This is a genomic window from Streptomyces sp. NPDC047017 (assembly GCF_040644175.1).
Taxonomy (GTDB): Bacteria; Actinomycetota; Actinomycetes; order Streptomycetales; family Streptomycetaceae; genus Streptomyces.
The window spans coordinates 462,425-473,748 of record NZ_JBEYVW010000004.1; the positions used below are offsets into that span (position 1 = coordinate 462,425).

The following is an 11,324-nucleotide window of genomic DNA, read 5'->3' on the forward strand; positions in this document are numbered from 1 at the left end:
AGCTTCACCGGACCACCCGAGGGCGCCCGGCTTTCACCGTCGGTGAGAGCGGAAGCCGTCGGCAACCGCCCTGCTTTCCAGAGTGACCTCGTCCGTGCGGTACGTGGGCCTGAGAGATTCCGGGGAGGATTTGCTCCTTCGGCGCCTCCGGTGGTTCCGGAGGACTCTCCCGCACGGGGTCAGCAGCCGTTTGCCAGCGTACCAGCGGGCTCCGCGGCGGTGTTCGAGTGGCCGCAGGACCGAATGTGCTCTTTCGTAGTGCTTACGGATGAGTTGCGACCACGTGGAGGGACCGTGCTGACCGAGATCGATCCGCGCAACCTGATCGGCCGCAAGGCGTTCGACCGCAACGGCAACAAGATCGGCACGGTGGACGAGGTGTACCTCGACGACGCGACCGGTGTGCCGGAGTGGGCGGCCATACGCACGGGCCTGTTCTCCCGGGACGCCTTCGTGCCCCTGGAGCCCAGCGAGCTGGTCGAGGGCACCCTGCGCGTCCCCTTCGACCGGGCACTGATCAAGGAGGCCCCCGACTTCGGCGTGGGCCGCCACCTCTCCCCGGAGCAGGAACTGCAGCTCTACCACCACTACGGCCTCGACGTGGGCCCTGCCCCGGCCCTCCCGGACCACGACTTCGGCAGACTGGCCGGCTCCGGCTCCGAGGAGGCCTGACCCCAGGACCCTTCGCCCGCTCGCCCGACCCGTGTACGTCCCTCTCGTCCGCCTCCTCCCGCATCGGGACCACCGACCCCCGGGCCGCGACCGAGGTTCCACCTCGCCGACTCACCCGCACCGGCAGACCGGCCGCGACCCGGGATCACACGCCCCCCGCACGCCCCCGGAGCCCGCCAGGGCTCCAGGTGGCACCTCGGGTCACCTCACAGCGCCCCCAGAGCGGCCGTGGCAGCCCCCTCGCCCTCACCCGCCGCCACCGCACCGGCCACGCCACCGGCCACACCGCCCTGCTCCTCCGGTCTTCGCCGCACCAGCGGCAGCGGCTCGGCCGGCTCCAGGGCCGGATCGTCCACGCGGAAGGTCCGCACCCGCCCCGGCGCCGACCGGGGTGTCTCGAAGCGGACGGTGACCCTGCCGATGCCACTGCCCTGCACCCAGCCGTGCCCGTGCTCGGCGTGCCGCACGTCATGGCCCGCGGCCCAGCGCCGCTCGGCGGGCGCCGCCTCCTCGCGCGCCGGTTGGTCCGCCGGCTCCTCGGCAGGGCCCGCCCCCTCACCGGCCGCCGCCCCTTCACCAGCCGCCGCCCGCTCCCCGGCCGCCTGCGCGAACAGGTCCTCCTGCGTGTAGTCCGCGAGCCCGGACACCCCCACGCCGAGCAGCCGTACACCGCCGGTGGTGTCCACGGAGTCCAGCAGCCGGGCCGCCGCCTCCCGGACCACCGCCAGGTCGTCGGTGGGCCCGCGCAGCGTCTCCGAACGGGTCAGCGTGGAGAAGTCGTACCGGCGCACCTTCAGCACGATGGTCCGCCCCGACAGCCCGGCCTCGCGCAGCCGCCGCACGCACCGGTCCGCGAGCCGCTGCACTTCCAGGCCCACCCGCGTCCGGTCGTGGATGTCCACGTCGTAGGTGTCCTCCACGGACACCGACTTGGTCTCGCGCTCCGCCACGACGGGTCGCTCATCGTGCGCCATCGCCATGGCGTGCAGCGCGTGCCCGTGCGCCCTGCCCAGCAGCCGCACCAGCTCGTCCTCGCCCGCCTCGGCGAGTTCGTCGACGGTGTGGATCCCGGCCCGCCGCAGATGGTCGCCCGTCGCCGGCCCCACGCCCGGCAGGGTCCGTACGGACATCGGACCGAGCAGAGCGCGTTCGGTGCCGGGCTCGATGAGCACCAGCCCGTCCGGCTTGGCCTGCTCGGAGGCGATCTTGGCGAGCATCTTGGAGGCGGCCAGCCCCACCGATCCGGTCAGTCCCGTGACGGCCAGGATGTCGGCGCGCAGCCGCGCGCCCGCCAGCCGGGCCGAGTCCGCGTCCCGGGCCGCCCCGCCGGCCTCCAGGTCCACGAAGGCCTCGTCCAGGCTGAGCGGCTCCACCAGCGGCGACAGCGCCCGCAGCAGCGTCATCACCTGCCCGCTGATGGACCGGTAGAAGCCGAAGCGGGGCACCAGATACGCGGCGTTCGGCGCCAGCCGCCGCGCCTGGGCCATCGGCATCGCCGAGTGCACCCCGAAGACGCGGGCCTCGTACGACGCGGTGGCGACCACACCGCGCGGCCCGAGGCCGCCCACGACGACCGCCTTCCCGCGCAGGCTCGGCTTGGACGCCTGCTCCGCCGAGGCGAAGAAGGCGTCCATGTCGAGATGCAGGATCGTCGGCGTGGCCCTCACACCTCCGATGCTGCACCACACCACTGACAATGCCCTCGCGCAGGGCCCGGTCCGGCCGCGCCGCGGCGGGCCGGAAGCCGCCCCCGGGAGCCGCCCGGAGGCCGGTCAGACCGCCCGGTTGCGGCGCCGGGCCAGCTCGTCCCCGGGGTTGTGGCCCACCAGGGTCTCCCCCGTGTCCACGCGCTCGCCGTGCAGCTGGGACAGCGCGCCCTCCACATCGCGCCAGACCACGCCGACGGCGATGCCGAAGATGCCCTGGCCGCCCTGGAGCAGCGCGTGCACCTCGTCGGGCGAGGTGCATTCGTAGACCGTGGCGCCGTCGCTCATCAGCGTCATGCGCTCCAGGTCGTTGAAGCCGCTCTCGCGCAGGTGCTGGACGGCGGTGCGGATGTTCTGCAGCGACACACCGGTGTCCAGGAACCGCTTGACGATTTTCAGGACGACGACGTCCCGGAAGCTGTACAGGCGCTGGGTGCCCGAGCCGTGGGCGGGCCGTACGCTGGGCTCGACCAGGCCGGTGCGGGCCCAGTAGTCGAGCTGCCGATAGGTGATGCCGGCGGCCGCGCAGGCCGTCGGGCCGCGGTAGCCGATCTCCTCGGACCCCATGGACGTCCCCTCTTCGCCGACGGGCACCGCCGTCGGCCGCTGCGGGGCCTGGTCGGCCGGGTCGCCGTGCAGGGGGTATCCCCTGTCCGGGCGGAGCCGTGAGCCGGGGGAAGGGCACGGACCGCTTCCCCCGACACCGCGTCCGGGGGCACCCCCAGCCGTACCGTCGCCGCTGCTTCTCACGCCGACCTCCGTCCTTGACCTGCCTTCTCGACGGTAGGCAGTCACCGGGGGTGCGTCAACGATCGCCACACTCGGCACGCCGAGTGATAATCACCCTGAGAGTGGTTTCCCGTGCCCCATCGCGGGGAAAGGCTAGCCGAATGGCCTCCCGGAAACCGCCGGACGCACGGGTCGGCCGGTGGCATATGTCAGCGTTTCACTGATTACTGGTGCCGAAGTCCTCCGGCGAGATCTGGTCGAGGAACTCGCGGAACTTCTCCACCTCGTCCTCCTGCTCGTCCGGGATCGCGATGCCCGCGTCGTCGAGCACCGTGTCGCTGCCGTAGATCGGCGTACCGGTGCGCAGCGCCAGCGCTATGGCGTCGGAGGGACGGGCGCTCACCTCGACCCCGCTGGCGAAGACCAGCTCCGCGTAGAAGACGCCCTCGCGCAGGTCCGTGATGCGCACCTCGGTGAGTTCCTGGCCGACCGCCTCCAGCACGTCCTTGAACAGGTCGTGGGTCAGCGGCCGCGCCGGGGCCATGCCCTGCTGGGCGAAGGCGATCGCCGTCGCCTCCCCCGGCCCGATCCAGATGGGGAGGTAGCGGTCGCCTCCCACTTCGCGCAGGAGCACGATCGGTTGGTTGGAGGGCATCTCGACCCGGACACCTACGACATCGAGCTCGTTCACACAGCAACCCTAGGCCGTGCCCGACACGTTTGGGTAGTCGGGCCCACGACGCGGGGCCGATCCGGCCGCCGCGCACCCCGCCACTCAGGGCAGGCGCACCCCGAGCGCGCTCTGCACCAGCGCCGCGTGCAGCTTGACCGCGAGCGCCGCCAGCTCCTTCGCGCGGGCCTCGGCGTGCGCCCTGGTCTGCGGGTTGCGGTGCCGCCTGAGCGGGGCCACCACCTGGTCGATCAGGCCGGCCTCCCGGTCCGCGGCCGCCTTCATCACCCGCAGGTGACGGGGCTCGATGCCGTAGCGCCCCAGCTCGTGCACGAGCGAGGCCACGGTGACCGCCTCGGCGTCGTAGACACCGTCCGCCGGCGGAGTGAGCAACCCGTAGGACTCCCACTCCGCCAGGTCGCGCTCCTCGATGCCCGCCGCCGCGAGCAGGTCCGCCCGGGCGATCCGGGACGCCACCGGTGTCTCGGCGGACATCGGCACGGCCTCCCCGTCCCGCTGCCGCCCCAGCATCGGCAGCTGCACCGCCTCGCCGCGCTCCACCGCGTCCAGGTACTCGCGGATCACCTTCAACGGCAGATAGTGGTCCCGCTGCATCCGCAGCACCCGGGCGAGCCGCTCGACGTCCCCCACACTGAACTTGCGGTACCCCGAGGGGGTGCGCCGCGGCTCCACCAGCCCCTCCGACTCCAGAAAGCGGATCTTGGAGATGGTGACCTCGGGAAACTCGTCACGCAGCGCGTTCAGCACCGCGCCGATGCTCATCAGCCCACTGTCCGCGGCGGCGGTGCCGTGGCCCGCACCGCCGCTCGGTGTATGAAGCATGGACCTTCCCTCGGGTTCCCCCGGACCGGGTCCGGGGGCGGTCAGTAGCCCTGCCGGTTCGAGTAGAAGACCAGCCGGTACTTGCCGATCTGCACCTCGTCGCCGTTGGACAGCGCGACCTGGTCGATCCGCTCCCGGTTCACGTACGTCCCGTTCAGGCTGCCGACGTCGGCCACCGTGAACGACCCGTCCGGGCTGCGGCGGAACTCCACATGGCGGCGCGAGACCGTCACGTCGTCCAGGAAGATGTCGCTCTGCGGATGACGCCCGGCCGTGGTCAGCTCGCCGTCCAGCAGGAAACGGCTGCCGGAGTTCGGTCCCCGCCGCACCACCAGCAGCGCCGAGCCGAGCGGCAGCGCGTCGACGGCCGCCTGCGCCTCCGGCGACAGCATCGGCGTCTGCCCGGTCGCCTCCGCGTCATAGGCCTCAAGACCGGAGATGGAGATCGTGGACGTCGTCTCCGCCGCACGCTCCGGCACCGCGCCCGGCCTCAGCGGCGCGCCGCAGTTGGAGCAGAAGCGGCTGTTCTCCGCGTTGCGGTTGCCGCACCTCGTACACACCAGGGCCGACATGGACGGATCCTCCTGCCGCGGCTGCCCACCGGGGGCATGGGACGCGTACGGGCCGGCGGCGAACCCTCCGCCCGTACCTGCTGAGGTCGACGGTTGGCCGAAACCTATGCCGCCCGCCTGGGCAGGGTCAACCGACGGCGCGCCCGGAGCGCCGGAAATGTCACCGCCCGGGACCTGATCCCGGAACAGCGGACGCTGGCTCTCCGCGTCGGGCTGTGCGCGATGGCGGGCGGTCGCGTTCTCGCCGCCGTCTCGCGCGCTCTTGCCGAACAACTTCGCAAACAACTTCACGGGCGATTCCCCTTGACCGAAACAAACCCGCCCGTGGGGCAGGACGAACCCTGACTGCATACACCGGTCGACCCGGACATCCTCACAACGTCCGTATCCACCAGACAGTTTCCACCACGCACCACCCAATCGGTGCGCCGACCCCCCGCAACCTCATGCCCCTGCCGGACCGCGGCCATGCACCCCCGGTTCACCGGGAGGACGACCGAGCGTAGTCAGGCTGCTTCGCCGCTCGCAAGGCGTCCACAACGATCTTGCCCGAACGCTCGACGGACACCGTGGCCTGCTCCTTCTCCAGAGTCTGCACCACGCCTCCCGGGATGTTGAGCGCCGGTTCGAGGTCCTGCGGCTTGCCGATGACCTGGAAACGATACGGAGCGTTGATCTTGTTCCCGTCGACGTCGACGCTCTTGCCGGAGTCCGTCAGATAGGTGCTCGCGACCACGCGCACACCGTTGACCTGGATCGCCTCCGCACCGGCCGCGCGCAGCTCCTGTATCGCGTCGAGCAGCATGTCCGCCCGGACCGTCCCCTTCGTGTCCTCGACCGTCACCGTGATGCCGGGCCCCTGCGCGGCCACCGTGCCCGCCAGGATGCCGAGTTGCTTCTCCTTCTCGGCGGTCTGCTTGCGGGCCTCCTCGGCCTGGTCCGAGCTGCTCTCCAGCTCCTGGCGCTGCTTTTCGAGACCCTGCTTCTCGTCCTCAAGACGCTGCGTACGGTCGTCCAGTTCATCGAGGATCCGCACAAGATCCTCCTGGCGTGCCCCGCGCAGCGCGCTGTCACTGTCGCTGTTGGAGGCGACCTGGATCGCGAGGCCGAAGCCCAGCCCGAACAGCAGTACGGCGACGACGAGTTGGGCTCGGGTGAAGCGCGGCGGCCACAGCCCCTTCACCAGCCGCCGACGGCCCGTCAGCTCGGGGCCGCCGCCGCTGCCGCTCCCCCTGCCGGGAGCGTCCACGGGACCGGTCGCCTGCGCCGGGACCTCCGCGGGCAGCTCCTTGCGGAGCCTGTTCTCGGGCAGTTCCTCCTGCCGGCTCATCCCGCTCACGCCCGGAAGATGTGCCGTCGGATCGCCGCGGCGTTGGAGAAGATCCGGATACCGAGGACGACCACGACACCCGTGGACAGCTGGGCGCCCACACCCAACTTGTCGCCCAGGAAGACGATCAGCGCGGCCACCACCACGTTCGACAGGAACGACACGACGAAGACCTTGTCGTCGAAGATGCCGTCGAGCATGGCCCGCAGCCCGCCGAAGACGGCGTCCAGCGCCGCCACGACGGCGATCGGCAGATAAGGCTCGACGACCGCCGGAACCTCGGGCCGGACCAACAGTCCGGCCACCACTCCCACGACGAGGCCCAGTACGGCGATCACGATGTGCCCTTCCCAGATGTCCCGGCGCTCGGCCGTGCGGTACGTACGATCACACTCGGTGCTGCGGGCAGCCGGAGATCGCTCTCCACGGAGATGCTGGTCCGGATGCCGTAGTTGTCCTGGAGGGCGTTCAGGTACAGCCCGTCGGGACTGTCCTGGAACCGGCTGCTCAGCCGTTGCCCGTCCCCCACCGCCAGCACCGTGTACGGCGGCACCAGCGGCCTGTTGTCGACCAGTATGGCGTCCCCGGCCGCCCTGATCGCGGACAGGGCGGTCAGCCGCTGCCCGTTGACGGCGACCGCCTCGGCGCCCGACTGCCACAGCCCGTTGACGACGCGCTGCATGTCCCGGTCGCGCACCCGCCCGGTGTCGGAGAAGCCCGAGGTCTCGCGCGGATTGCCGGTGCCGCCGCCGGTGGCTTCCTTGGCGTCGTTCACGACGAGTTTCACCCCGGGGCCGTGCACATCGGTGGCCCCCGCGAGGACCCCGGCCAGTTCGGCCCCGTCGTCGCCCCCGCTCCGCCTGAGCGCCTGGCGCTGCCGGGCGCTGACGTCGTCGCGGAGTGTGTCGACGTTGCCTTCCAGCTTGTCCGCTGCCGCCGTCTCCCGGTCGATGCGGTCGATCAGCTCCTGGCGCTCCTTGGCCACGACCGGCGCCGCCACCCGTGCCTGGGCCGCCCCCACGGTCACGACGAGGGCCGCGAGGACCAGGCCGGCGGCCAGCCCCAGGCGCGCCCGCAGCGTCTTCGGCAATCCGCCCTCGCCCGCGGACTTCTTCCGCGCGGCGGCCTCGGCGTAACCGTCGTCCAGGCTGTGGTCCATGACGTTGGTGATCAACGACATGGAGGCGTCCGGGCGGGACGGCCGCACGGGGGTGCTCCGAACGGGGGGTTGCTGCGGCATGCCGCACATCGTCGCACGCCGCGGCCGACTCCTCCGAACGGCCCCACACCGGCGTGCCGGACAGGCGCCCCTCCGAGGAGCCTGTCCGGCACGCGCGCGTGGTGTCGGTCCCGCCCTCGCGGCGGAACGCGGGCCTACCGTCCGGCGCTGTCGACGACCGCCGACCACTCGTCGAGCAGGGCCTGCGCGGAGGCGTCGTCGGGGCCCTCGGCCCACAGATGGGTGACCGCCTCGGCCGGGTCGGGCAGCACCATGACCCAGCGGCCGTCGGTCTCCACGACCCGCACCCCGTCCGTCGTGTCGACGAACCGGTCCCCGGCCTCCTCCACGACCCGGCGCATCACCAGGCCCTTGACGGCCCACGGAGTGGCCAGGTCCCGCTTGAGGACATGGGCGCGCGGGATCCGCGCGTCGATCTGGCTGAGCGTGAGCTGCGTGCGCGCCACCAGCCCGATGAGCCGTACGAAGGCGGCCGTGCCGTCGTAGACGCTGCTGAACTCCGGGACGATGAACCCGCCCTTGCCGTCACCGCCGAAGACCGTGCCCTCCTCGCCGCCGACGCGCGTGAGGTCGTCGGGGGACGTGGTCGTCCACTCGACCTGGGTGCCGTGGTACGCGGCCACCTGCTCGGCGATACGGGTCGTCGTCACCGGCAGCGCGACCCGGCCGCTGCGCCGCTCGGCGGCGATCAGATCGAGCATGACCAGCAAGGCCCGGTCGTCCTCGATGATCCGGCCCTTCTCGTCGACGAGCGACAGCCGCTCGCCCACCGGGTCGAACCGCACACCGAACGCCGCACCGGAGGAACCCACGATCTCGCCGAGCCGCTTGAGCCCCGACCGGCGCATCTCCTCGGTCTCCGTCGGGCGGGCCTCGTCCAGGCCGGGGTTGATCGTCAGCGAGTCGACCCCCAGCTTGCCCAGCAGGCTGGGCAGCACGAGGCCGGCGCTGCCGTTGGAGGCGTCCACGACCACCTTGAGACCCGACTCGCTGACCCCGGTCGTGTCCACGTTCCGCAGCAGCGAACCGGTGTACGAGTCGTAGACGCTGGACGGGAAGTACAGGTCGCCGATCTCGCCCGGGAACGCCCGCCGGTACTCCTGGCGCGCGAACACCCGGTCCAGCTTGCGCTGGCTGCCTTGCGAGAGGTCGGCCCCCTGCCCGTCGAAGAACATGATGTCGACCGAGTCCGGCACACCGGGCGTGGTACGGATCATGATGCCGCCGGCGCTGCCGCGCGCGGTCTGCTGCCGGGCCACCGGCAGCGGTACGTTCTCCAGGTCCCGTACGTCGATGGCGCTGGCCTGGAGCGCCGAGATGACCGCCCGCTTCAGCGCACGCGCGCCGCGGGAGTGGTCACGGGCCGTGGTGACGGTGGAGCCCTTCTTCAGCGTCGTCGCATAGGCGCCGGCCAGCCGCACGGCGAGTTCCGGGGTGATCTCCACGTTCAGGATGCCGGAGACCCCGCGGGCGCCGAACAGGTGCGCCTGGCCGCGCGACTCCCAGATCACCGAGGTGTTGACGAAGGCACCGGCCTCGATGGTCTTGAACGGGTAGACCCGCACATTGCCCTGCACGATCGACTCTTCGCCGATCAGGCACTCGTCGCCGATGACCGCGCCGTCCTCGATCCGCGCCGCGCGCATGATGTCGGTGTTCTTGCCGACCACGCAGCCACGCAGATTGCTGTGCTGCCCGACGTACACGTTGTCGTGCACGACCGCCTTGTGCAGGAACGCGCCGCTCTTGACGACCACGTTCGAGCCGACGACGGTGTGCTCGCGGATCTCGGCGCCGGCTTCCACCTTGGCGTAGTCACCGATGTAGAGCGGTCCGCGCAGCACGGCGTCCGGGTGCACCTCGGCGCCTTCGGCGACCCAGACCCCGGGCGAGATCTCGAAGCCGTCGATGTCGACGTTCACCTTGCCTTCGAGGACGTCCGCCTGGGCCTTCACATAGCTCTCGTGGGTGCCGACGTCCTCCCAGTAGCCCTCGGCGACATAGCCGTAAATGGGCTTGCCTTCCTTCATCAGCTGCGGGAAGACATCACCGGACCAGTCGACGGGCACATCGGCCTCGACATAGTCGAAGACCTCCGGCTCCATCACGTAAATGCCGGTGTTCACGGTGTCGGAGAAGACCTGGCCCCAGGTCGGCTTCTCCAGGAACCGCTCGACCTTGCCCTCTTCGTCGACGATGGTGATGCCGAATTCCAGGGGATTGGGGACGCGGGTGAGACACACGGTCACCATCGCGCCCTTTTCCTTGTGGAACCGGACCAGATCGGTGAGGTCGAAGTCGGTCAGGGCGTCACCGGAGATGACCAGGAAGGCATCGTCCTTGAGCGCGTCCTCGGCGTTCTTGACGCTTCCGGCGGTACCGAGTGGCTTCTCCTCATTGGCATAGGTGAGCTCCATGCCGAGCTCTTCACCGTCACCGAAGTAATTCTTGACCAACGAGGCCAGGAACTGGACTGTGACGACGGTCTCATTGAGACCGTGCCTTTTGAGCAGCCGCAGCACATGCTCCATGATCGGCCGGTTGGCCACCGGCAGGAGCGGTTTGGGCATGCTCGAGGTCATCGGACGAAGGCGCGTGCCTTCGCCTCCGGCCATCACGACGGCCTTCATGTCGGAAGCGTCCTCCTCCAGAGATGACGATCTAGCCGACTTCACCCGTCCTGATTCTCCCGTACATTTCCGAAGCGGGCCATCGGAGCCGCTACGGCTGCCGGAATCAATGGGGCGTACTCAGTCGGTCATGGCGTCCGCACGGACCAGGCGGCGGACTTGCACCACGTAGAGGACTCCTGCCCACCAATAGAGCGTTGTACCCCATCCGGCGAACGCCCATCCGAAAATCGCAGCGAGTGACGAGATCCAGCCGCTTCCGTCACTGAGCAGCAGCAACGGGAAGGCGTACATCAGGTTGAACGTGGCGGCCTTGCCCAGGAAGTTGACCTGCGGCGGCGGGTAACCGTGCCGCCGAAGCACGCCCACGGCCACCAGCAGCATCAATTCGCGTGCCAGGAGCAGGGCGGTCAGCCACAGCGGCAGGATCTCACGCCAGGTGAGCCCGAGGAGGGTGGACAGCACGTAGAGGCGGTCGGCGGCCGGGTCGAGCAGCCGGCCCAGGTTGCTGATCTGGTTCCAGCGCCGGGCGAGCTTGCCGTCCAGGTAGTCGCTGACCCCGCTCAGCGCGAGCACCAGCAGGGCCCAGCCGTCGCTCTTGGGGCCGCCGAACTCCGGCCTGAGAATCAGCCACAGAAACAGCGGCACGCCGAGCAGCCGCGCCATGCTGAGGATGTTCGGGATGGTGAGGACCCGGTCTGTCTGAACGCGGGTCTCCTGGACCTCCACCCGGGGGCCTCCTGGGAAAAAGTGCCTACGATGCCCCCTGACCTTACCTCAACGCAAAAAAGCTCCGGCTCTCGGGCTGTATGCCCAAGAGCCGGAGCTGTAAAAGGAGTTCGGCGGTGTCCTACTCTCCCACAGGGTCCCCCCTGCAGTACCATCGGCGCTGTAAGGCTTAGCTTCCGGGTTCGGAATGTAACCGGGCGTTT

Annotated in this window: 11 protein-coding genes, 1 rRNA gene and 1 riboswitch; of the genes, 1 reads left to right on the forward strand and 11 read right to left on the reverse strand. The window is 70.4% G+C overall.

Annotation, left to right across the window (positions count from 1 at the left end):
• Positions 1-87 precede the first annotated feature (87 nt).
• Positions 88-182, reverse strand: a riboswitch (glycine riboswitch).
• A 112-nt stretch (positions 183-294) separates the two neighbouring features.
• A complete protein-coding gene (locus ABZ858_RS09760; protein WP_361374469.1) occupies positions 295-672 on the forward strand; it encodes a PRC-barrel domain-containing protein in 378 nt (125 codons plus the stop codon).
• A 206-nt stretch (positions 673-878) separates the two neighbouring features.
• On the opposite strand, the gene ABZ858_RS09765 is transcribed toward ABZ858_RS09760, so the two are convergent.
• The 11 genes from ABZ858_RS09765 to rrf form a co-directional block, all read right to left on the reverse strand.
• Positions 879-2,339, reverse strand: coding sequence for a DNA polymerase IV (locus ABZ858_RS09765; protein ID WP_361374471.1), 1,461 nt, complete (start codon positions 2,337-2,339; stop codon positions 879-881).
• A gap of 105 nt (positions 2,340-2,444) precedes the next feature.
• Positions 2,445-3,128, reverse strand: a complete 684-nt coding sequence (locus ABZ858_RS09770; protein ID WP_361374473.1) for a MerR family transcriptional regulator — start codon at positions 3,126-3,128, stop codon at positions 2,445-2,447.
• A 196-nt stretch (positions 3,129-3,324) separates the two neighbouring features.
• On the reverse strand, positions 3,325-3,798 hold the full coding sequence (locus ABZ858_RS09775) for a bifunctional nuclease family protein (RefSeq protein WP_004934251.1): 474 nt from the start codon (positions 3,796-3,798) through the stop codon (positions 3,325-3,327).
• An 84-nt stretch (positions 3,799-3,882) separates the two neighbouring features.
• Positions 3,883-4,620, reverse strand: a complete 738-nt coding sequence (locus ABZ858_RS09780) for a MerR family transcriptional regulator (protein ID WP_361374475.1) — start codon at positions 4,618-4,620, stop codon at positions 3,883-3,885.
• A 41-nt stretch (positions 4,621-4,661) separates the two neighbouring features.
• On the reverse strand, positions 4,662-5,543 hold the full coding sequence (locus tag ABZ858_RS09785) for an FHA domain-containing protein (RefSeq protein WP_361374477.1): 882 nt from the start codon (positions 5,541-5,543) through the stop codon (positions 4,662-4,664).
• A 130-nt stretch (positions 5,544-5,673) separates the two neighbouring features.
• Positions 5,674-6,522: a DUF881 domain-containing protein gene (locus ABZ858_RS09790; protein ID WP_361374551.1), complete on the reverse strand. Its 849-nt coding sequence runs from the start codon at positions 6,520-6,522 to the stop codon at positions 5,674-5,676.
• Positions 6,523-6,527: 5 nt separating this feature from the next.
• Entirely contained in the window at positions 6,528-6,860 is a 333-nt protein-coding gene (locus tag ABZ858_RS09795) for a small basic family protein (protein ID WP_030794354.1), read from the reverse strand.
• Positions 6,857-7,771: a DUF881 domain-containing protein gene (locus ABZ858_RS09800; protein WP_361374479.1), complete on the reverse strand. Its 915-nt coding sequence runs from the start codon at positions 7,769-7,771 to the stop codon at positions 6,857-6,859. The genes ABZ858_RS09795 and ABZ858_RS09800 overlap by 4 nt, the downstream gene beginning before the upstream one ends.
• Before the next feature lie 125 nt (positions 7,772-7,896).
• A complete protein-coding gene (locus ABZ858_RS09805; protein WP_361374481.1) occupies positions 7,897-10,392 on the reverse strand; it encodes a mannose-1-phosphate guanyltransferase in 2,496 nt (831 codons plus the stop codon).
• A 120-nt stretch (positions 10,393-10,512) separates the two neighbouring features.
• Complete coding sequence (locus ABZ858_RS09810; RefSeq protein WP_361374483.1) at positions 10,513-11,121, reverse strand: CDP-alcohol phosphatidyltransferase family protein; 609 nt, start codon at positions 11,119-11,121, stop codon at positions 10,513-10,515.
• A 108-nt stretch (positions 11,122-11,229) separates the two neighbouring features.
• A 5S ribosomal RNA gene (rrf, locus tag ABZ858_RS09815) occupies positions 11,230-11,324 on the reverse strand; the annotation flags it as partial.